Here is a 20815-nt window from a genome sequence, read left to right as displayed (position 1 = left end):
TTAAATATTTTGAAGTTCTTGTCATAAGTGTAGTCTCTCTTTCGTTTACACCTATACAATAAATCTTAAATAGACATCATTAATGTCAGTTATATTAACAAATCACCAATGTATCTGTTAAGCCAAATATTTAATGACCTTTAAAAGACTCGCTCCAAACATGACAGGAATTGCCAAGAAAAACGAGAATTCACTTGCGACCGTTCTAGAACAGCCACAATATAAGCCACCCAAAATTGTAGCTCCACTTCTTGAAGTTCCTGGAATCAAGGCTAGACATTGAAAGCAGCCAATCTTTAAAGCCGAAAGATAATCAACTTGTTCAATCGTTTCCATCTTTTCTTGTCTAGGATTCTTCTCAACCAAGATAAAAATAATCCCATACGCAATCAGTGCAACCGCAATCACAAAGTTTGCCGATAAATATCCCTCAATAATATCATCCAACAATAAGCCAATAATGGCAGCTGGAATAACACCCACAATCACCTTAGACCAAAGTTGTAAAGTCTGTTTTCTCTTTTTTAACGATTTACGCTTATCAAAAGGATTCAATTTCTGATAATATAACACTAAAACCGCTAAAATACTACCAAACTGAATAACCACTTTGAACACTTCAAAGAAATCAGCCGGTTCAAGTGGCCAAATGCTCGCAAACACAATTAAATGTCCTGTCGACGAAATCGGCAGCCATTCCGTTATCCCCTGTATAATACCTAATAAGATTGTCTTAACAATACTGCTTAGAATTGTCATTCTTCATTCCTTTTAGCTGCATACGCATGAACCATCTGTTTAAAAATTTCGCCCCTAATCTCATAATTTTTAAACTGGTCAAAACTAGAACATGCAGGACACAATAAAACAATATCACCAGGTTTTGCCAGTAACACAGCCTTTTCAAACGCATCCTTCATGGTTTCAACACTCATTTGACTTGTAAAAATATCCTTAAATTTATCTTTTGTCTGACCAAAAGAAATACATTTCTTCACTACACCATCATATTGTTTCAAATCATCAAAAGAAATATGTTTATCTTTGCCACCACAAAGTAGAATTACATTCTTCTCAAATGCAGATAAACCTGCACAAGCCGCATGCGTATTTGTAGCCTTAGAATCATTGTAGAAACGAACATTATCAATTGTATCTACATATTCAATACGATGTTCTACACCACTAAATTCACGAATCACTTCCTGAATATTAAATAAAGAAACACCCATCAAATAGGCCATACAACTTGCCATCATCGCATTCCCACAATTGAATTCACCAACAATTTTTAAATCCGATAAAGTAAACAACTGCGTATCTTTATAATAAGCATACTTATCATCTTTATATAAATCGACATCTTTTCTTTTCAAAGAAAAATCAATCACATGACAAGGAATGTTTTGAGCATACTTCAAAACATTTTCATCATCCACATTACGAATAAAGTAATCATCCGCATTTGTGTTCTCATAAATACGCATCTTACTTTCATAATACGCTTCAAGACTATCCATATAATCTAAATGATCCGGTGCCAAATTTGTCACGGTTGATACATGAGGTCTAAATGTTTCAATTCCCAACAATTGGAAATTACTTAATTCAAGAGCTACATTATAGTCTTCATCCGTATATTCTAAAGCCAATTCGCATAAAGGCGTACCAATGTTTCCAGCAACCAAACTCTTCTTTTGTCGATTCAACATCTCATATAATAACGTCGTTACGGTTGTCTTACCATCTGTACCTGTTACGGCTGCATAATTAAAGTTCTTGGCATACCGATACGCCACTTCAATTTCTGTATAGATTTTTGCGTTTTGTTCTACAAAATAATGTACGAAAGGAACACGATAAGGAATACCAGGATTCTTCACAATAAACGCGTACTTCTTTTCTTTTAATGAATCTGGATGCCCCCCATCAAACACTTCGATACCTATTGATTCTAATTCCGACTTTTCTTTAACCTCATTCGAATCCGTTAAAACAACATGATATCCATTCTTTAATAAAAGCTTACTAACGGCAATCCCACTACGGGCAGCCCCAATGACCAATACAGTTTCCATCTACATTACCCCCAAAACAAGTCCAAGAACCGCAAAGATAACACCAACAAGTCTAAAACGTGTAACAACCTTTTCTTCAGACCATCCACACATTTCAAAGTGGTGGTGCAAAGGCGCCATCTTGAAAATTCTCTTATGTGTTTTTTTATAATACGTAACCTGTATAATTACGCTGCAAACTTCTGCAACAAAAACAAAACCAATAATAATCAATAAAATTTCTTGTTTTAAGACCATTGCGACAGCAGCAATCAAGCCACCCAAAGCCAATGATCCCGTATCCCCCATAAAGATTTGAGCTGGATGCTTATTAAACTTCAAATATCCAAGTAACGCAAAGATCACGAGACAAATCAAACATGCCACATTATATAATCCTTGCATCCATGCGAATACCACAAATGGAACAAGCGCAATGACCATCTGTCCTGCACACAATCCATCTAAACCATCCGTTAAGTTCACCGCATTCGTTTCAGCTGTAAACATAAAGAATACTAAAATAAAGTAGAACCATGATAAATCGATTGTCACATTCAAAATAGGAATCCAAATATCTGTAGTTGAACTTGTACGATATAAGAAGAAAAACACAACCGCTAAAATAGACTGAAATAAAAACTTATGAGCTGGTTTTAGCCCCTCATTATTCTTTTGTACAACAATAATATAATCATCAATAAATCCAACAACACCATACCCTACAAAGGCAAGTAGAATAATCATTGTATTCATATCCAGTTTGAATGGAGTAAAGAAAGAACCTATAATATAAACAAGTGTTGGTACAATAATGAAGGCTAAGCCACCCATCGTAGGCGTACCATTCTTCTTTTTATGGCTTGCCAAACCCTCTTCTCTTTCTGTTTGTCCAAACTTAATTTTATGTAAATAATCAATCAATCCAGGCATAATCAGCAACATAATCACAAGCGTAACTAAACACATGCCTAAGATTATTAAGCAATTCGAATTCAACATTCCATCGTCTCCTCTTTTTTTAAAACATTATCATTATAACATTCTCTTTAGTCTTGAACAAATTTTAATTCGGGGGTTGAAATAAGGGCTTGTTAATGGTATTATAGTTAAGCGATTGCGTAAATGAAAGAAAAAGGAGGACATTAAGATGTCAAGAGTATGTGCAGTATCTGGAAAAGGTCCTTTATCTGGAAATAAACGTTCTCACTCAATGCGTGCTTCTCGCCGTAAATGGAACGTGAATCTTCAAAAAGTTCGTGTTGTAGTTGATGGAAAGCCACAAACTATCCGTGTTTCAGCTAGAACATTAAAAACTTTGAAGAAACAAAACGCTATTTAATTTTAGATAATTAGGATCCTTAAAAAAATTATGCATAAGATAAAAAAGAAGAGAATACTCTTCTTTTTTCTTTATGCTACAATGAATTTGAGGATACATATATGAACAAACAAGACCATGACGAACTACTAAACCAAGGTTTAACTCAAAAAGAAATAGATTCTCTTACACAGAAAGGCTTCACCAAAGAAGAAATGATTCAATCCCATCAATATAATAATGAAATCAAGAAAGGATCGAATTTCATTTCATGGCTTGTCGATTTGATTACTTGGTTTTTACCTTAAAACAGCAGCAATCACTGCTGCTGTTTATGTTTCTTCTTATTTAAATACATATTTTGATCCGCCAAATCCTTGATACTCACAATATCCCCCGTCAGCAACAAGGCCGAACCATAAGATACAGAAGGCAAATATGTATATTTATTACGCTTCTTTTTTATGAAACTTTCAAACTGTACAGAACATGCCTCTTCATTTCGACTATTTTTTAATAAGACACAGAATTCATCGCCACCAATTCTGTAACAATAGCCATATTTGGCATATGCCTTCTTAATACAAGCCGCAATGATACTCAAACACAAATCTCCTTTGACATGACCATACACATCATTGACATGTTTAAAATCATCCACATCAAACACAATCAACATACCATTTGTATAATTCATTTCCTCAGAGCGATTCAAAAACTATTCTGATTTAATAAGCCGGTCAAACCATCTAACTGATTCCACATTTCACTACAATAAATAAAATATAAGGCCGAAAGTAAGGTGACACAAAGCCAGCTCACATGAAGATCTGGAACTAAGATTAGTATGATAGTTTCTGCACCCAAGAAGATCATTAATGGATAAACCAATGCTTTACTGCGATTTTGAAACTGTTTCGAAACAAAAATCGTAGATAAAGATAAATATAATATAGATATAAAATACGCAAAGATATAAATAAAGAAATAAGGACCCCTAGAATATATATTTTCTTGACTTAATGAAAATACAAGTCCAGACGGAATCGATAGAGCGAGAATCAAAAGATAGATCAACTCACATAAAATCGCCAATTTGAATTCCTACCTTAGTTTTGTCTTTTTATCCAATACATACACCAAACACATACAAACCGATGGCGTAAGACCAAAACCAAGATAGTTCGATACTATATTGATCCAACGAAATATCTTTGGTAAACCATCCACTTTTAATGTAACGACTTCTAATAATGAAATCAGTGCAATCAATCCAAGCGCAAATAAAAATCCACGCTTTTGTTTTTTATTTAACGATTCACTTAATCGCGTCAAAACGCACATGAAACAAAGAACGAAAATATCAATTTTCTTTAATACATGAAAATATCCATTCATCACTCGCTGTCCCATTCCTTATATATACGTCTAAATACAATTGGACTGTTCTTTTTCAAATACTCTTTTTGAAGCCAATCCAAATACGTTCCTGGACTAATAATACCGCGTATGCTCAATACATCCGCACCTAACGTTCCCAAAACCAAATCGGTAAAAGAAGCACAATTATCACCTAAAGCCCAGTAAATATGGAATTTACCACTCTTGACCTTATATAACTTCGCTCCCGTACGATAATGCAGACGACTTGGATAATCCATTTCATATTCACTAAAACGATCATACCCATCTTCTTTTTCAATCTTTGTATACCAACGATAGCCATTTTGACGAATTTTTTCAATTTCTTTTTCAATCAATGCATTCTGTTTCGACGTTGTATAAATACCATATTCAAAAATGGAATTATTCTCTGCCGTAATCATATTTGGAATGTATTTTTCGAGTGGCACCGTAAAGAAAATGCCATCCCCAATCGTTTGATTTAAATGAAAGGAATCACTATCATAATTTCCATAACTATAGACAATATCATCGTACGCAAAACAGATATGCCCTACCTTTTGGAAGCCCTTGGGCCCTACATGGACAATCACCTTTAAACGAACAACCTCATCCTTCTTATACGTATTTAAATCTTCTGGCTTACCATCCTCTAAATACCGGTTGATACTTGTCAAAGCCGCATCCGGAACGAAAGCACATAAAAAAGCCGGAAGTGTGATTCTTACTTTTCGTTTCCATTTATATTTCGTTAAAGGATTGATTCCTTCATATCCATCCCCTAAATAACGCATACCTAAGATCATAAAGTAAATGCCAAAAGCACGCATTAAAAGATCCGTATGAAAGTCTGGATTCAATAATAAATAGAAGCCAAAAAAAATATAAACAAAGCTAAACACAAAGTTTAAGAAGTTTCCTTTAATATGATCGATTTGATTAATCACAAGCTGAACAAAACAGGCAAAGCCACAAAGAATACAATATCCGCCAAAGTTTACTCGCAAGATCCATTGTGGAAGATACCGAAAGTTCATTAAGAAAAACATAAACGCAAAGGATAATATGGAAAAGAAAAAATCTTTATTCAATTTATTCTTCACAAAGCGAATAAATAAAACTACGCCATTGATACATAAAAATACAATAGATGCGATTAAGATCCCTGTAAAAATACGATTGGGAATCCATATCATGATGGCTCCCGCAACCATTAATATGGTTCCAATCACAAAGTTCATAGCTACATCATAAAACATAGACTACCTCCAGTTGGATTGTACACACAAAAAGCTGCCTTCATCCACACGAACGATTCCCTTTTTCCCTGTTAAAGAATTACTTGTCGTATATATTTCTTCGATATGAATACGCCTTTTATCTAATGGATATAAAAATCCCGATAAAGAAAGCACACCCTCTTGAATCGGATAAAACGAAATATGATGATACGAATCATCAATTTCATGAACGCCCACATTCATAACAGATATTTTTTGGTGCTCATCAATCAACACTACATTTTGAAAACGATACATCACCAAGCGAATATTCGCAATCGTATGATCGATTCTTCCTTGCATGGCCCCATATAAATAGATCGTATCATAATCTTTACATAAACGAATCGCAAGCTCTGAATCCGTTTCATCCTTCATAATGGGATGCCTTTCAATTGGACACGTGATTCGTTTAAAATCCTCTTCACTTAAAGAATCAAAGTCTCCCACAGCCATTTTAATTGGAAAACCCTGATCGATAATTTTTAATGCACCAGCATCAACACCGATATAATCACAATTTTCAATTTTTGGCACAACATCAACGAGTGGTGTAATTAAAACCGCACAAGTCATTTATTCAAGCATACCTTCAATTGTCTTTGCGATATCATTTTTAAATACGTAGCTTCCCGCAACCAATGTGTCGCAACCTGCATTTAATGCGAATCTATACGTATCCTGGTTGATACCACCATCAATTTCAATACGATATGAAAGGTTCAATGTTTCACGCTTTTCTTTTAACCACTCTACTTTTTTAAGCATGTCGGCCATAAATTTCTGGCCACCAAAACCAGGCTCAACACTCATAATTAAAACAAGATCACAAGATTGAAGTACACTTTCAAAAGGTTCAATGGCCGTATTTGGTTTTACGACAATACCACCTTTTGCACCCAAGCCATGAATATCATCCAACAACTTCTGAATACGAGTCAAATCATTATTCAAAGCTTCTGTATGGAAAGTTACTAGATCCGCTCCATTTTTAATAAAGATAGGTGCGTATGTTTCTGGGTCTTCTACCATTAAATGCACATCCATAAATAATGGACAAGCCTTTTTAAAACCTCTTAAAATATCAGGTCCAAACGTTAAATTCGGTACGAAATGACCGTCCATCACATCAAAGTGTAACCACTCTGCTTTAGATTCTTTTAAAATTTCTAATTGTGCACTCACATTGGAATAATCCAAAGATAAAATTGAAGGTGCAATCACAATTGAATTCATAGTTTTTTACCTCTTTCCTCCATAATATTTTTATAATCCTCATAAACAGATGGATTGATTTGCCCATTTTCAACAGCCTCTTTGATCTTACAATCCGGCTCATTCAAGTGCCTGCAGTCTTTAAAACGACAAGTATGAATGTATGGTTTAAAATCAAGAATACACGCATCTAAATGCGAAGTATCTAATCTTGTAAAATCTAAGCTTGAAAATCCAGGCGTATCCGCCACTAAGCCATCACACACATGGTGTAACTGGCAATAGCGTGTCGTATGTTTACCACGCCCCAAAGCTTTAGAGATGGCTTGTGTCTGTAATTCAAAATCAGGATTTAGACGGTTTAATAAAGAACTTTTTCCCGCACCTGACTGACCACATAATACAGACACTTTTCCATTTAAGATTTCCTGTAATTCTTTATCATCACTACCAGGATTGGAGAAAACCACATCATATCCGGCCTTTTTATATTTTTCAAGATCCGCCAAAATTTCTTCGGGTTGATTCAATAAATCAAGTTTGGTCACACAAATCACCGGTTTGACACCCGCTAAGCCTACTAAGAAGATCAAACGATTTAATAAGTGACAAGAATAGTCCGGATCTTTTAAACTCGTGACAATCAAAGCCTGATCTACATTGGCTATGGCCGGTCTTAAAAGTCGATTTGTTCGTGGCAACACTTTATGAATACGATATGAATCCTCAATCTTTTCATATTCGACAAAATCCCCGACGACTGGCGCTTCATGCTGGCGCATCTTACCTCTTGGTTTGGCAATGATTTCTTCCTTTTCATTTTGAATCGTATATTGATTCGAAATAATTTTTATAATTCTTCCTTGCTGCATATTAATCATAATACAGCGTCACAACACTGTTTGTTCCTTCCTGTACATATTTAGTTCCAACATCTGGCGATACACTCATCACCTTATTGCTGCCCTGTCCATTTTCAATATGACTTAAGACAACCGCAATTCCTAAATCATTCAATTCATCTTTGGCATCCAATACGTCTTGACCAATCAAGTCCGAAGGAATCACAATCGAAGGATAGGTACTTACCACAAAAGTAATGGTTTCCTTACTGTCTGGATCAATACGTTTTCCTGGTGTTAAACCCTTTTGTTGTAAAACAATACCTGGATCCATATCTTTTGAGCCTTCATATTCCACTTCAATTTGCACATTTGGACAATTCTTTGCCAATTCATAAGCAGCCTCCGAATACGATCCATCTGTAAAGTCTGGCACTAAATAGGTAGATCCTTTAGAAACGGTTAAAACAATTTTCGCATCATTTAAAATCACTTCACCCTCTTTATAAGAAGCTTTAATGACTTTTCCCTTTTCATACTTATCATTCGCCTTATAAACATACGTTACTCTTGAAGTGTTAAAATGCGCATCCTGCAACACATCAATGGCCTCATCCGGTGTCAAATTCACTACATTCGGCATTGTTTGATAGCCTAGAAAGCCACTAATCTTAATTATGCCTGTAATGCTGGCAATGAGTACAAGTACAACAATGGAAATCACAACAGCAGCACTAATCATGACGGTTGGAATCCAATTTCGTTTTTTCTTCTCTTCTTTTTCAGACTCTTCATCTTCAAAACCAATATGCCCATTATCATATTTCATCAATTCTTTATTCGAACTTACATCCACCTTGATACGCTTCATATCACGATATTCTATATCCATGCAATGCATTAAATCATAAAGCATTTCTTTACAAGATACATATCGGTCATCTAAATTTTTTGCGGTCGCCTTTAAAATAATATTTTCAACAGACTGCGGAATATCCGGATTGAAATCACGCACATAAGGCATTGGCTTACGCAAATGCTTGATCGCAATCTCTGTCGGTGTCTTTCCTGTAAAAGGAACGTGCCCCGTTAATAGTTCATAGAATACAATACCCAATGAATAGATATCCACTTGTGCATTTGGTTCTTTTCCCTGTGTTGTTTCTGGCGCTAAATAATGGGCTGAACCCATAACCGTATTATTAAACGTTAGCTGTACAGAGCCATGGGCTACCGCAATCCCAAAATCTGTAATTTTAATCGTTCCATCGTCTTTTACCAACACATTTTGCGGCTTGATATCACGATGAATAATATTATGATCGTGTGCATGATCAATTGCACTAATCAATTGTTTCATAATGCCAATGGCTTCATCCACATCTAAAGCTCCACGCTGTGCTATCAAATCTTTTAAAGTTCGACCACGAATATATTCCATGACAATATAGTGCATACCTTCATATTCACCAACATCATATATATCTACAACATTTGGATGTGATAAACGACTCGCTGCACTTGCCTCTCGCTGAAAGCGCACTAATGCCATCGCATCCCCACTTAATTTATCACGCAGAACTTTGATTGCCACAATACGATTTAATATCATATCCTTTGCCTTATAGACATCCGCCATTCCACCCTGACCAATCAAAGACAAGATCTCATAGCGGTTCGCTATTTGTTCCATCATCATAGTTATTATTCTCCATCATTCTCCATTAAGATAACTGTACAGTTATCATAACCACCTGATTGATTGGCTCTGGCAATCAGTGTTTCTGTTTTTTCCTGTAAAGAAAGACTCGAATCATGTACAATATCCGAAATCACTTTCTTTTCAACATATCCATGTAATCCATCACTTGAAACCAACAAATATTTGTATGTATTTTCAATCTTATTGATATCAATACGGAAAACATGCCATACGCCTAAGGCATTTGTTAATGTATTTTTTTGTGGATGAGACTTTGCCTGATCTAAAGTGATCTTACCCTCTTTTAATAATTGGGCAATGACACTATGATCTTCACTCATTTGAATCAGTTCATTATTATAATCTGCATAGATTCTTGAGTCTCCCACATTAAAAATAAATGTCCCAATATGAGCTTTGATGACACCCACTGCCGTAGTCCCCATACCTCTTTCATTGGGATTCTTTAAGCTTTTTGAATAAATGAAATCATTCGCCTGATTTAAATTTTCACGAATCCAGTTGTCGACTTGACGATCTTTTTTAAATACAGGAGACTTCATAAATGCTTCATACATCGTCATTACCGCTGTATGGCTCGCCACTTCTCCTGCTTTTGCACCACCAATACCATCGCAGACAATGGCCATCCATTCATCATTGGCATTATGAGCGATGCAATAATCATCTTCATTTAATTGTCTTACAAGACCTACATCTGTATTCGCAAAAACTTTCATCCGCCTAAATTCCTTCCTTTTTAATTTCTTTGATTCTTAATTGTCCACATGCCGCATCGATGTCGGTACCATGTTCTTTTCGAATCGTGCAACGAACATGATTCTTCATCAATAAATCATAAAAAACCATAGCTTCGTCGTGGCTTACCGATTTAAAGCCCTTTTCATCTACCGCATTGTATGGAATTAAGTTGACATATGCATTCATTCCATGAAGAAGCTTTGACAATTGTTTGGCATGTTCAGGACGATCATTAACGCCATTTAATAAAATATATTCAAAGGTCAAACGACGATTGTTTTCCTGACCATAATACTTAACAGCTTCCATCAACTCTTTTAATGGATATGCATGGTTGACTGGCATTAATTTATCACGCAATTCATCATTTGGCGCATGTAAACTAATGGCTAAATTGTATTGTGTATGTTCATTGGCAAAATCGTAAATTCTTGGAACAATGCCACAAGTTGAAATCGTAATATGTCTAGAACCAATACCTAAACCACGATCATGGTTTACTGTTGCCAAAAAATTCATGACATTATCATAGTTATCAAAAGGTTCTCCTGTACCCATGACAACAATATGTGAAAGGCGCAAGTTATCTTTATCCAATTCTTTTTGAACATACATAACCTGGGCAACCATTTCACCACTTGTTAGATCTCTTTTTTTCTTTGTCAAGCCACTCGCACAAAATGCACAGCCCATGTTGCAGCCAACCTGACTGGAAACACAAACACTGCGACCATAATCAAAGACCATCATAACACTTTCTAGTAGTGCACCATCACTTGTTTTAAACAAGAATTTTGTTGTTCCATCATGTGAAACTTGTTTTTTTATTAACTCTAAAGGATTCACAATAAAATCTTTCTTTAAGATTTCTCTTGTTTCCTTTGATACATTGCTCATTTCATCAATGTCAAATACACGATTGCGATACAACCATTGAAAGATCTGATGTCCACGATACGATTTCCATCCGTGATCTAGGGCATATTCGCACATTTGATCATAATTTAAATTGTATAAACTTTCCAAAATAGCACCTCAATTTCTACCGTTCATTATATCATTTACGCACTAGTTTTGCCATATAGAAGCCATCTTGTCTTGTATCACTAAAAATGGTTTTTTCATCCACAAGACTAAACTCTTCGTGCGCGTTTAAAAATTTCTCAATTTGTTTTTCATTCTCTTTTTTATTCATCGTACAAGTGGAATAGACTAAGACTCCCCCCACCTTCACATATTGACATACATTATTCAGAATAGAATACTGCAACGGAATCAACGAATCCATATCTTCAGGAACCATGTGTAATTTAATATCGGGTTTTCTCGATAATACGCCATAGCCTGAACATGGAACATCACATAAGATACGATCATATAACAAAGAACTTTTAAATGTTGTCGCATCTTGTACACCTGCATGTACAATATCAATGCCTAAGCGTTTGGCATCACTTTCAATCAATTCTTTACGATGTGCATGTAAATCATACGAATCAATATGACCTTGGTTATGCATCCTTTCGGCCATGGCCATAGTCTTTGTTCCTGGAGCTGCACAACAGTCTAGAATCCTTTCATTTTCTTGCGGATCCACAAATTTCGCAATCGCAAAACTCCCCTCATCTTGGGCACTCATATACCCTTTTTGATAGTAGACATGATGAAAATAATCATTACCTGTATAAATATATAATGGATCTTGAACACAAACAAACGGTTCCAAGTCAAAATCAGCTTCACTAGTCCTTAATGCATTTCGACGAACATACATGGGTAATATATTTACACTTGCACTTGCCATCACCAAAGCTTTTTCTTGTCCATATTGAGAAACCCACATCTTATAAAGCCAATCGGGCAATGAATACTTTAAGGCTACATTATCTGTTTCAATCGCTTTAACCTTATGTAATACAGCATTTGTCAAACCCGCATATTTCACATTGATCTTTTTGGCAATATTGACCGCATCATTGACAATCGCATAGCTTGGGACTTTATCCAAAAACAACAACTGGTATGTACTCATAGTCAATAATACATCCATTTTAGGGTGTAATTTATTCTTCACATACTTTGACCAGCATTCTTTACAATAACGATAATTCTGAATCGTTCCATAAAAAATGCGTGTAGCCAAAGCACGATCTTTTTCATCCACTTCCTGTAAATGATTTCTTAAATATAAATTGGAATAGACTTTTTTATTCACAACTTCATCTAAGGCTTTCCATATCCATTTTCTCATTCTATTCCTCCATCATAATTGGATGCATATTCACATCCACAACCTGTTTTGTTTCATCCAAATAGTTTCGCACAAGTTTGTGTAATAATTGATCATCCTTTGATTTTAGAATCAAGCGCACGCGATGCTTCTTTTGTTGCATACGAATTTCAATCGGACCTAATACGCGCAAAGAAGTAAAATACGATTTCGCAACACGCGCCATTTTATAGGCTTCCTGCAAATCAAAATGTGTAAATACTAAGGTACATAAATACACATAGGGTGGATACATCCCTAAATGGCGATAGCGCATTTCTTGATTGAAGAACATCTTATAGTCATGCATTTGAACACATCGCATCACAAAATGATCCGGATCAAATGTTTGAATCATAACCTGTCCTTTTAGCTTTCCACGACCACTTCTTCCACTCGCCTGTTCTAACATTTCATACGCTGTCTCGCTTGCCCTATAGTCATTTCGACAAAGCGTGGCATCCGCATTTAATATGCCAACCAAGGTTACTCTTTCAAAATCCAAGCCTTTAGCCACCATTTGCGTACCAATTAATAGATCTCCAGACTCTTCAAATTCTCTTAACAACTTTTCATGCGCATTCTTTCTTCGTGTACTATCTGCATCCATACGAACGACATGATGATCCTTAAAGATTTCTAGAATCTGTTCTTCCAAACGCTCTGTTCCCATACCGGCTTTAAAATAGTTCTTAGAATGACAGCTTGGACATTCTTCCATAAATGGAAATTGTCTTCCACAACAATGACATACCAAGGCATTTTGATTTTTGTGGTAGGTTAAAGCCACACCGCAATCTGGACATATGCGTACGTGGCCACAATCACTACAGCGAATAACAGGTAAATAGCCTCTTCGATTTAAAAGCAAGATCACTTGTTCATTTTTAGAAAGACGCTCATGAATAGCTTGAAGCAATGTTTCAGATAAGCCATTTGTGATTCTTTCCTTTTTCATGTCTACCAAACAAATTTCCGGCATTTCATGAATGCGATTTTTAAGTTCAATCAATTCATAGACGTTCTTATAAGCTCTTGCGTACGATTCTAAAGAAGGTGTCGCACTTGCCAATACGACTTTACACTTATGATAGGCCGCACGAAATAAGACAATATCGCGCGTATGATAGCGTGGTGTATTATCTTGTTTGTAGCTTGAATCATGTTCTTCATCCATTAAAATCAAACCTAAAGAAGAAAACGGCATAAAACAAGCACTACGCGTACCTACAACAATATCGACTTTATGATATTTTACTAAATTATATTGTTCTAGCTTTTCTTGTGCATTCAATCCCGAATGATAAATCGCAATCTTTTGTTTAAAACGCGCCTGCACTCTTTGTATCATCATCGGTGTTAAACCTATTTCAGGAACAAGAAATAGAACTTGTTTTCCAGTCGATAATACATCTTCTGCCAATCGCAAAAAGACTTCGGTTTTACCAGAACCAGTCACGCCATGAAGTAAAGAGACTGTTTTATTGGTGTTTCGAATGGTTTCAATCGCCGACACTTGCTCAGAAGTTAAAGAATGTGTAACATCCGCAATTTCACTGACACAAGTGTTGGAATCCTTGATTCTTTTTTCAAGAGTAATATAACCTTTATCTAATAATACTTTTGTGATAGATGGACTTACTTTTCTAAGTTCACTCATCTTACATGGATAGGTAAACATTTCAAGCACTTCTTTTTGTCTTGATGTTAAAGGTAAATCCGAATCATTCAATATCGCATAATCTTCATAGATAATTTTTGAATGCTTACTAGAGGGACGCAAAGCTGGTGGCAGCATTGTTTTATAACAAGTCACTTTCGAACTCGCATAAAAATCAGCCATATAATTTGCCAATACCTTTAATTCGTTATTTAATAATGGCTTTTCATCTATGACTTCAATGACAGGTTTAATATTTTTAAAATCGCTTTCTACATCTACTTCTTCGACAAATCCTACAAGCGTTCGATTGTTGAATTCAACACGGACTCTACATCCAACTTCAACATGACAATCACAAGAATATGTAAAGGTATTGCGTAGGCGATTGTATTCTACATATACATTAATCAGCATGCATCTATTATAACATCATTCTAGATTTGACACGGATATTTATTTTAGTATATTTCTCCAAAACCACTAAAAGCACCAAAATGGTGCTTGGATACTTTTATCCAATAATTTTCTAATTGATGAAATATGCCCAATACAAATACAGTATCTACTCTTATATCAAAAACTAAGACATATTTCATCTTTGGAATCATCGCAACACGATACCCTTTCATAGAAAGATATCTATCTCTTATCAACGGAAAATGGTATGGGGCTTGTCAATTAAGCAATATTAATACATTCTATGTGATTCAATAATCGTTTAACAGCATTTTCATTTTTATATTTATTTATTAATGGATAATAAGATCATCCAATAATTTTTCTGCTCGTTAGGATTGGCAGAAAAAGAATTACCGTATCCTCATTGTTGATTTTGCAAATCAAGAATTAGCACACAAAATTTATTCAACAAATATTCGACAAATTAAAAGAGTCAAAGCACTTTAATTCGCTTTGACTTTCTTTTGTCTTAATATTTCAAAACTAAATACAGCAGCAGCACTAGCTGAATCTAAGGCATTTCTAAAATCTCTACCGTATTCTACGACAATATTTTGTTTGGATGATGCCGTAATGGTTGAGCTAATCCCTCTTAAGGCGCCGCCTAAACATAAACAGAAATCCGATTCAAAAGTATAGTCATAGAGTCCTACGGCATCTTTTCTGTGGGCACACAAAATAGGAAGTTCATTCTTTTTACAATAGTCTACTAATTCTTCATCTGAATCTACAAAATAGATCGGTAGTTTTTCATAGGCACCGGCACTTGCCTTTAAAATGGTTTGTTCGGCAAAGCTCCAGTCTCGTTTTGGAAGAATCATCGCATCACATCCAGATGCATAGAGAGTCCTTGAAATACTTCCCAAATTATATGGATCTTCTACGCCGTCGATGTAACAAAGAAATCCATGGACATGTGTTTCAATAAGTTGAGGAATCTGTTTTTCTTCAGCAAGAAGTAAAATACCACCATGTGTTTTACCTGTTGCCAATTCATTGATTTCATCACGCGAACAAAAAACGACTTCACAGCCACGACTTTTGGCAATTTTAGCCAAATATCTTGTATCTTTTGTATTTTTTTTCTTATCAATATATAGTTTTTTACAATCTCGAGACCCTGCTTCTAATAGGGCTTTGCAGGAAATAGCCCCTTCAAATATTTTTTCCATACGCCTATTATAATGGCTTTTATAATTTTTTTCTAGATGCTATTATATATGGTATGGAAGGAGTCTTACTTAAATGCATTTTAAATTAACCCAAGAAATGAAGCAGCGAATCATCGTTTATTCTACGTCTTTCATTATCGCAATCTTATTTTTTACAATATTGAATAAATTTAAAGACATTAAACGAGCCATTCAGTTTATATTAACGATACTATTTCCTTTCCTTCTTGGAATTGGATTGGCGTTTATATTAAACAATCCACAAAAATGGGTTGAAGATAGGTTACTACAGAATATTCCAATGCATGAAAACCACAAAAGAATTCTATCAACTGCTCTTGTGTTTATATTGACCATTGGATTCTTAATCTTATTTTTCTCCATTATAATTCCGAATACGATTGATTCTGTGCGACAATTTTCTAAAAACGTTGCGGTTTATTCCGATACTTTAATTGGATACACAAAAGATTTTGCGTATAAATTAAACATTTCAGAAAAACAAGTTGAACAAATGTTAATCAATTTTGACATCACAAAGAAAATCACAAGTGTAGTCACTGAATCGATTCCTAAAATCGCTTCTTACTCTTATGGATTTGTGAAAGGATTTATTAACTTGATTTTAGCTTTTGTTTCTGCATTCTATATCTTATTGGACCGTGAAAAACTTGTTAAGGGCATAAAAAAGTTAAATTACTCATTATTTGATAAAAACTTTGCGAACTACTTAACTCTTTGGACGAATGACGCGAAGACTGTATTTGAACAATATATCGTAGGAAATATCATTGACTCATTTATTGTCGGTGTTATCTGTTACTTTGGTGCCTTAGTATTAAAACTACCTTACACAAGTATGATTGCCCTGATTATTGGTGTCACAAACGTCATTCCCGTCTTTGGACCATTTTTAGGAGCTATTCCCGTCATCATTATCTTATGTTTGATTGATCCATTCTCAGCCTTGATTTTTACCATATTTATCTTCATTCTTCAACAGTTCGATGGAAACATTATTAAACCAATTGTACTTGGAGATAAACTAGGAATGTCAGGCTTCTGGATTTTATTCTCAGTAACTATAGGTGGTGCATTATTTGGCGTTGTCGGAATGTTCTTAGGCGTTCCTATATTTGCACTTATTTATGCAGGTGTACATGATTATATTCAAGTTCGATTAAGAAATAAAAAAATCACAATCAACGATAGAGCAGGAACCATTGATTAGTTTCCTGCTTTTTACGTGCAATTTTTGAAAAAATGTGTATACTTATGTAAGTTAGGAGGAACTACCTTTGAATTTTATAGACATTATTTTAGATACAATACACGATACATGGGCTATGCTCCCCTTATTGTATATTACTTATTGTATATTAGAAGTTTTCGAAAGGAAGAATACGCAAGACGATAAACTCTTCTTTGGACTACAAAGACTCGGACCTATTTTAGGCGCATTAGTTGGATTGATCCCCCAATGTGGATTTAGTATTCTAGCCGCTATGTTGTTTGTCCAAAATAACATTACACTCGGTACACTCGTCAGTGTTATGATTGCGACAAGTGATGAAGCCATCCCAATCCTTATTAGTAATCCTAAAATGTATTCATCCCTACTTGGTATTTTAGGATTAAAATTAGTTATCGCAATCGTTGTTGGATTATTTACTGATCATGTACTATTTCGCAATCAAAAAATCCTCCGCTTCGAAGATATGGAAGAAGAGGAATATGACGATGAAGAATACGAGGAAGAAGAAAGTTCAGGATCAAGCTGTCCATGTTGCTATCCTGAATATCCATTATGGATCAGCGCTCTATTACGATCTTTAAAGATCTATGTATTCATCTTTATTACTAGCTTTGTATTAACCTTATTAATGGAGTTGATTGGAGAAAAAACATTATCTATGATCTTGCTTCAAGATAATTTATTCCAGCCCATCATTGCCGCACTATTTGGCTTTATTCCTAACTGCGCAGCTACAGTTGTTTTAACACAGCTTTATACAGCTGGTGAATTATCCTTTGGATCCTTACTTGCAGGACTTGTCACAAATGCAGGACTTGGTTTAATTGTGATGATTCGTTATGAAGCCAAAAAGAAAGACATTTTAAGAACCATTTCCATTCTATTTATAACTGGTATTATCATAGGTATTGGATTTATGTTGTTATAGCCACTATTGTGGCTATTTTTTATCTTCCTGGAAAGATCCAGATTTCAAAATGTTCAGTATCATACCAAAACAAAAGAATAAGTATAGCAACAACCAACAAAACAATAGCGAAATATAGAGTACTCATCTTCTCCGCAAATTTGTCTGAGTTCAATTCTGGATGTGCTTCGAGTTCTTCCAATCGTTTCTTTGCTATTTTATCAAGCCAATTCATAGTTAGACCTCAAAAATACTATAATCTTCTAGGTAAAATATGTATTTCTGGATGATTTAATTCATACCATAATGCTAGAACCAATGCGGCTGCAAGGATAAGAATTACATAGAATTTAATGTCCTTCATTAATGTATTTCCCTTTTCTTCAAAATCATTTGAATTCAATTCTGGATGTTCATCCAATTCTTTAATTCGTTTTTTCGTTGTTCTTTCAATCCAGCTCATAATTAGGTATACCTCTACTTAATTATATTTTAATCATTAAATTTATATACATAAATGGTAAACTTGGTCACTATGCTGTCCAAAAAAGCACGAAAAAAGCTAGAAACAAATGTCTCTAGCTATCTTTCCAAAAAATGGTGGGGACGGTGGGACTTGAACCCACACGGGATTTCTCCCAACGGATTTTAAGTCCGTTGCGTCTGCCTATTCCGCCACGACCCCATGTAATTGGAGGTTCCGATCAGATTTGAACTGATGATCACAGAGTTGCAGTCTATTGCCTTACCACTTGGCTACGGAACCGTAACTTGTTGATTGTAAATAAACGATGGTGGGGACGGTGGGACTTGAACCCACACGGGATTTCTCCCAACGGATTTTAAGTCCGTTGCGTCTGCCTATTCCGCCACGACCCCATCATTTATGGAGGTTCCGATCAGATTTGAACTGATGATCACAGAGTTGCAGTCTATTGCCTTACCACTTGGCTACGGAACCGTTTCGTTGACTGCCTATATATAATACCTCAACGCAAAATAAAAAGCAAGAAAAAAATTAATTTTTTTACATTTTTTAAATATCGTACATTTCCAATTTTTGGTTGAACTTATTTGACAAATGCCCTATCATTAAATGGTCAGTGAACAAGAGGTATTAATTTATATGCAACACATTATTCATCAGCTTCAAAAAGAAAAGAAGGTAAGACTATTGACGTCAATCATTATGATTGTATTTAGTGCTTTTATGCAATGTTATATCATGAATGTATTTATGGCACCATGCAATTTGATTTCAGGAGGATTTACTGGACTTGCTCTATTAATCAATAAAGTCTGTGCTCTATGGAACATTAACTTTCCTACTCAAGTTGGAATCATCGCTTTAAATGTTCCTGCAGCTATACTATGCTATAAACACATTTCTCCAAGATTCACATTTTTGAGTTGTGTACAATTCTTTCTAGTTTCCTTCTTTATTTCTATCTTCCATTTTGAACCCTTCTTTGAAGATCAAATCTTAAACGTTCTATTTGGAGGCTTCTTATGGGGCTTCTCCATTTCCCTATCCCTAAGGGCTGGAGGATCTACCGGAGGAACGGATTTCATTGCCCAATATGTTTCTAGTAAAATTCATAGAGGTATCTGGGACTATGTATTCTTCTATAACTGCGCTATGATTATTATCTTTGGATATGTATGCGGTTGGATTTATGCAGGATATTCCATCCTATTCCAATTCTTATCTACAAAGACAATCTCATCTTTATATCAAAGATATGCACAAATTACCGTTGAATTTACAACAAACGATCCAGATCCAATCATTGATGCCTTTATGGCTACCTGTCGCCATGGTATGAGCGTATTTGAATGTTATGGTGCATACAGTCATCGTAAGTATTACGTATGTAAAGCCGTTATTTCTACATATGAATTAAGAGACGTTGTCGATAACGTAAGAATGGTCGATCCTAAAGTATTGATCAATACATACAATACAGTAAACTTCTACGGAAACTTCTATCAAAAACCTTTGGAGTAGTATGATACGACTCCTTTATATACGATTAGAAAAAGGAAATGCGTCATGCATATTCCCTTTATGAAGTAAAGATCAGTATGAAATATTCGATAGGATTTATAATCCTTATTTTTTTAAGACTATATATATTTAAAACAGAAACTAGAAGTATATAGGGCAGAATCCCATAAGCATAGACTTTCATAAATCCTTTAAAACATACTTTAATTATAAACGCTAGTCTAATTAAGATATCCATTATTAAATTAGGTAAGTACATAGTGTTTTCACTTTCATTCTTTATGCAATAATACAATTAAAAGCAGATGAAGCTACACATCATTTTTATATTTAAGAAAAAAGATGTATCCATTACGAATACATCTATTTATTATGACTATATAAAAATAGTTGGGGTCTAGATACGCTATAAGATTACATAGGGTAATGTGCTAGGCAGCTTAAAATTCGCTCCAAAGTATTTTGGGGCGTTTTTTGTTATACTTGAATTGAAAGGATA

24 protein-coding genes and 4 tRNA genes are annotated in these 20815 nt (G+C 34.9%); 5 read left to right on the top strand and 23 right to left on the bottom strand.

The genetic code is table 11. From position 1 onward, the window contains the following. Positions 1-117: 117 nt before the first annotated feature. Genes FYJ55_RS06875 through mraY form a run of 3 tightly spaced genes read right to left on the bottom strand, consistent with a single transcriptional unit; the run spans position 118 to position 3059 of the window. Positions 118-759, bottom strand: a complete 642-nt coding sequence (locus FYJ55_RS06875) for an undecaprenyl-diphosphate phosphatase (protein WP_229771127.1) — start codon at positions 757-759, stop codon at positions 118-120. Then, on the bottom strand, positions 756-2078 hold the full coding sequence (gene murD / locus FYJ55_RS06870; protein ID WP_154556195.1) for a UDP-N-acetylmuramoyl-L-alanine--D-glutamate ligase: 1323 nt from the start codon (positions 2076-2078) through the stop codon (positions 756-758). The genes FYJ55_RS06875 and murD overlap by 4 nt, the downstream gene beginning before the upstream one ends. Then, on the bottom strand, positions 2079-3059 hold the full coding sequence (mraY, locus tag FYJ55_RS06865; RefSeq protein ID WP_229771126.1) for a phospho-N-acetylmuramoyl-pentapeptide-transferase: 981 nt from the start codon (positions 3057-3059) through the stop codon (positions 2079-2081). A gap of 148 nt (positions 3060-3207) precedes the next feature. On the opposite strand from mraY, the gene rpmB reads away from it, so the two are divergent. Both rpmB and FYJ55_RS06855 read left to right on the top strand, forming a co-directional pair. Further along, on the top strand, positions 3208-3399 hold the full coding sequence (gene rpmB, locus FYJ55_RS06860; protein ID WP_003865181.1) for a 50S ribosomal protein L28: 192 nt from the start codon (positions 3208-3210) through the stop codon (positions 3397-3399). Positions 3400-3500: 101 nt separating this feature from the next. Continuing rightward, positions 3501-3686: a hypothetical protein gene (locus FYJ55_RS06855; protein WP_154556194.1), complete on the top strand. Its 186-nt coding sequence runs from the start codon at positions 3501-3503 to the stop codon at positions 3684-3686. An 11-nt stretch (positions 3687-3697) separates the two neighbouring features. Here FYJ55_RS06855 and FYJ55_RS11105 read toward each other — a convergent pair whose 3' ends face one another. The 14 genes from FYJ55_RS11105 to FYJ55_RS06795 form a co-directional block, all read right to left on the bottom strand. Continuing rightward, positions 3698-4075 carry a GGDEF domain-containing protein gene (locus tag FYJ55_RS11105; protein WP_229771125.1) on the bottom strand — a complete coding sequence of 126 codons (378 nt, stop codon included), beginning with the start codon at positions 4073-4075 and terminating at the stop codon, positions 3698-3700. Between the two features lie 14 nt (positions 4076-4089). Next, positions 4090-4473, bottom strand: coding sequence for a hypothetical protein (locus FYJ55_RS11100; RefSeq protein ID WP_229771124.1), 384 nt, complete (start codon positions 4471-4473; stop codon positions 4090-4092). Positions 4474-4482: 9 nt separating this feature from the next. Next, entirely contained in the window at positions 4483-4776 is a 294-nt protein-coding gene (locus tag FYJ55_RS11095) for a hypothetical protein (protein WP_229771123.1), read from the bottom strand. After that, on the bottom strand, positions 4776-6041 hold the full coding sequence (locus tag FYJ55_RS06845) for a hypothetical protein (RefSeq protein WP_154556193.1): 1266 nt from the start codon (positions 6039-6041) through the stop codon (positions 4776-4778). The genes FYJ55_RS11095 and FYJ55_RS06845 overlap by 1 nt, the downstream gene beginning before the upstream one ends. Positions 6042-6044: 3 nt before the next feature. Then, positions 6045-6638 carry a thiamine diphosphokinase gene (locus tag FYJ55_RS06840; protein WP_154556192.1) on the bottom strand — a complete coding sequence of 198 codons (594 nt, stop codon included), beginning with the start codon at positions 6636-6638 and terminating at the stop codon, positions 6045-6047. Next, positions 6639-7298 carry a ribulose-phosphate 3-epimerase gene (rpe, locus tag FYJ55_RS06835; RefSeq protein ID WP_154556191.1) on the bottom strand — a complete coding sequence of 220 codons (660 nt, stop codon included), beginning with the start codon at positions 7296-7298 and terminating at the stop codon, positions 6639-6641. Beyond that, complete coding sequence (gene rsgA / locus FYJ55_RS06830) at positions 7295-8158, bottom strand: ribosome small subunit-dependent GTPase A (protein ID WP_154556190.1); 864 nt, start codon at positions 8156-8158, stop codon at positions 7295-7297. The genes rpe and rsgA overlap by 4 nt, the downstream gene beginning before the upstream one ends. Beyond that, entirely contained in the window at positions 8151-9818 is a 1668-nt protein-coding gene (pknB, locus tag FYJ55_RS06825) for a Stk1 family PASTA domain-containing Ser/Thr kinase (RefSeq protein ID WP_154556189.1), read from the bottom strand. The genes rsgA and pknB overlap by 8 nt, the downstream gene beginning before the upstream one ends. A 5-nt stretch (positions 9819-9823) precedes the next feature. After that, positions 9824-10561 carry a Stp1/IreP family PP2C-type Ser/Thr phosphatase gene (locus tag FYJ55_RS06820; protein WP_154556188.1) on the bottom strand — a complete coding sequence of 246 codons (738 nt, stop codon included), beginning with the start codon at positions 10559-10561 and terminating at the stop codon, positions 9824-9826. Between the two features lie 4 nt (positions 10562-10565). Beyond that, positions 10566-11609 carry a 23S rRNA (adenine(2503)-C(2))-methyltransferase RlmN gene (gene rlmN / locus FYJ55_RS06815; protein ID WP_154556187.1) on the bottom strand — a complete coding sequence of 348 codons (1044 nt, stop codon included), beginning with the start codon at positions 11607-11609 and terminating at the stop codon, positions 10566-10568. 31 nt (positions 11610-11640) lie between these two features. Then, positions 11641-12834 (bottom strand): 16S rRNA (cytosine(967)-C(5))-methyltransferase RsmB, encoded by a 1194-nt coding sequence (gene rsmB, locus FYJ55_RS06810; RefSeq protein WP_154556186.1) that lies wholly within the window; start codon positions 12832-12834, stop codon positions 11641-11643. 1 nt (position 12835) lies between these two features. Next, the gene (gene priA / locus FYJ55_RS06805) at positions 12836-14929 is read right to left on the bottom strand and encodes a replication restart helicase PriA (RefSeq protein WP_154556185.1); all 2094 of its coding nucleotides are present in this window, start codon (positions 14927-14929) and stop codon (positions 12836-12838) included. 44 nt (positions 14930-14973) lie between these two features. After that, complete coding sequence (locus FYJ55_RS06800; RefSeq protein ID WP_154556184.1) at positions 14974-15144, bottom strand: hypothetical protein; 171 nt, start codon at positions 15142-15144, stop codon at positions 14974-14976. Positions 15145-15417: 273 nt separating this feature from the next. After that, positions 15418-16146 carry a TrmH family RNA methyltransferase gene (locus FYJ55_RS06795; RefSeq protein WP_154556183.1) on the bottom strand — a complete coding sequence of 243 codons (729 nt, stop codon included), beginning with the start codon at positions 16144-16146 and terminating at the stop codon, positions 15418-15420. Positions 16147-16219: 73 nt separating this feature from the next. Between FYJ55_RS06795 and FYJ55_RS06790 the strand changes: the two genes are divergently transcribed. Together FYJ55_RS06790 and FYJ55_RS06785 are read left to right on the top strand one after the other, a co-directional pair. After that, a complete protein-coding gene (locus FYJ55_RS06790) occupies positions 16220-17377 on the top strand; it encodes an AI-2E family transporter (RefSeq protein WP_154556182.1) in 1158 nt (385 codons plus the stop codon). 67 nt (positions 17378-17444) lie between these two features. Beyond that, entirely contained in the window at positions 17445-18329 is an 885-nt protein-coding gene (locus FYJ55_RS06785) for a putative manganese transporter (RefSeq protein ID WP_154556181.1), read from the top strand. Positions 18330-18348: 19 nt separating this feature from the next. Here the strand turns inward: FYJ55_RS06785 and FYJ55_RS06780 are convergent, their stop codons facing one another. The 6 genes from FYJ55_RS06780 to FYJ55_RS06755 all read right to left on the bottom strand — a co-directional run bounded on the left by FYJ55_RS06780 (position 18349) and on the right by FYJ55_RS06755 (position 19269). Further along, a complete protein-coding gene (locus FYJ55_RS06780) occupies positions 18349-18543 on the bottom strand; it encodes a hypothetical protein (RefSeq protein ID WP_154556180.1) in 195 nt (64 codons plus the stop codon). Positions 18544-18561: 18 nt separating this feature from the next. Further along, on the bottom strand, positions 18562-18771 hold the full coding sequence (locus FYJ55_RS06775; RefSeq protein WP_154556179.1) for a hypothetical protein: 210 nt from the start codon (positions 18769-18771) through the stop codon (positions 18562-18564). Between the two features lie 135 nt (positions 18772-18906). Continuing rightward, positions 18907-18993: transfer RNA gene (locus FYJ55_RS06770), tRNA-Leu, on the bottom strand. A 7-nt stretch (positions 18994-19000) separates the two neighbouring features. Then, a tRNA-Cys gene (locus FYJ55_RS06765) sits at positions 19001-19074 on the bottom strand. Positions 19075-19100: 26 nt separating this feature from the next. Continuing rightward, positions 19101-19187, bottom strand: a tRNA-Leu gene (locus FYJ55_RS06760). Between the two features lie 8 nt (positions 19188-19195). Next, a tRNA-Cys gene (locus tag FYJ55_RS06755) sits at positions 19196-19269 on the bottom strand. A gap of 165 nt (positions 19270-19434) precedes the next feature. Between FYJ55_RS06755 and FYJ55_RS06750 the strand changes: the two genes are divergently transcribed. Continuing rightward, the gene (locus FYJ55_RS06750) at positions 19435-20316 is read left to right on the top strand and encodes a YitT family protein (protein ID WP_154556178.1); all 882 of its coding nucleotides are present in this window, start codon (positions 19435-19437) and stop codon (positions 20314-20316) included. The last annotated feature ends 499 nt before the right edge of the window (positions 20317-20815 follow it).

The organism is Holdemanella porci (assembly GCF_009696075.1).
Taxonomy (GTDB): Bacteria; Bacillota_I; Bacilli_A; order Erysipelotrichales; family Erysipelotrichaceae; genus Holdemanella; species Holdemanella porci.
This window is presented reverse-complemented; position numbering and strand designations above follow the sequence as displayed.

What these genes read in the sequence shown, in the direction of transcription:
- FYJ55_RS06875 (WP_229771127.1), bottom strand. Translation starts at nt 759, where the DNA reads ATGACAATTCTAAGCAGTATTGTTAAGACAATCTTATTAGGTATTATA.
- murD (WP_154556195.1), bottom strand. Translation starts at nt 2,078, where the DNA reads ATGGAAACTGTATTGGTCATTGGGGCTGCCCGTAGTGGGATTGCCGTT.
- mraY (WP_229771126.1), bottom strand. Translation starts at nt 3,059, where the DNA reads ATGTTGAATTCGAATTGCTTAATAATCTTAGGCATGTGTTTAGTTACG.
- rpmB (WP_003865181.1), top strand. Translation starts at nt 3,208, where the DNA reads ATGTCAAGAGTATGTGCAGTATCTGGAAAAGGTCCTTTATCTGGAAAT.
- FYJ55_RS06855 (WP_154556194.1), top strand. Translation starts at nt 3,501, where the DNA reads ATGAACAAACAAGACCATGACGAACTACTAAACCAAGGTTTAACTCAA.
- FYJ55_RS11105 (WP_229771125.1), bottom strand. Translation starts at nt 4,075, where the DNA reads ATGAATTATACAAATGGTATGTTGATTGTGTTTGATGTGGATGATTTT.
- FYJ55_RS11095 (WP_229771123.1), bottom strand. Translation starts at nt 4,776, where the DNA reads ATGAATGGATATTTTCATGTATTAAAGAAAATTGATATTTTCGTTCTT.
- FYJ55_RS06845 (WP_154556193.1), bottom strand. Translation starts at nt 6,041, where the DNA reads ATGTTTTATGATGTAGCTATGAACTTTGTGATTGGAACCATATTAATG.
- FYJ55_RS06840 (WP_154556192.1), bottom strand. Translation starts at nt 6,638, where the DNA reads ATGACTTGTGCGGTTTTAATTACACCACTCGTTGATGTTGTGCCAAAA.
- rpe (WP_154556191.1), bottom strand. Translation starts at nt 7,298, where the DNA reads ATGAATTCAATTGTGATTGCACCTTCAATTTTATCTTTGGATTATTCC.
- rsgA (WP_154556190.1), bottom strand. Translation starts at nt 8,158, where the DNA reads ATGATTAATATGCAGCAAGGAAGAATTATAAAAATTATTTCGAATCAA.
- pknB (WP_154556189.1), bottom strand. Translation starts at nt 9,818, where the DNA reads ATGATGATGGAACAAATAGCGAACCGCTATGAGATCTTGTCTTTGATT.
- FYJ55_RS06820 (WP_154556188.1), bottom strand. Translation starts at nt 10,561, where the DNA reads ATGAAAGTTTTTGCGAATACAGATGTAGGTCTTGTAAGACAATTAAAT.
- rsmB (WP_154556186.1), bottom strand. Translation starts at nt 12,834, where the DNA reads ATGAGAAAATGGATATGGAAAGCCTTAGATGAAGTTGTGAATAAAAAA.
- priA (WP_154556185.1), bottom strand. Translation starts at nt 14,929, where the DNA reads ATGCTGATTAATGTATATGTAGAATACAATCGCCTACGCAATACCTTT.
- FYJ55_RS06800 (WP_154556184.1), bottom strand. Translation starts at nt 15,144, where the DNA reads ATGAAAGGGTATCGTGTTGCGATGATTCCAAAGATGAAATATGTCTTA.
- FYJ55_RS06795 (WP_154556183.1), bottom strand. Translation starts at nt 16,146, where the DNA reads ATGGAAAAAATATTTGAAGGGGCTATTTCCTGCAAAGCCCTATTAGAA.
- FYJ55_RS06790 (WP_154556182.1), top strand. Translation starts at nt 16,220, where the DNA reads ATGCATTTTAAATTAACCCAAGAAATGAAGCAGCGAATCATCGTTTAT.
- FYJ55_RS06780 (WP_154556180.1), bottom strand. Translation starts at nt 18,543, where the DNA reads ATGAATTGGCTTGATAAAATAGCAAAGAAACGATTGGAAGAACTCGAA.
- FYJ55_RS06775 (WP_154556179.1), bottom strand. Translation starts at nt 18,771, where the DNA reads ATGAGCTGGATTGAAAGAACAACGAAAAAACGAATTAAAGAATTGGAT.
- FYJ55_RS06750 (WP_154556178.1), top strand. Translation starts at nt 19,435, where the DNA reads ATGCAACACATTATTCATCAGCTTCAAAAAGAAAAGAAGGTAAGACTA.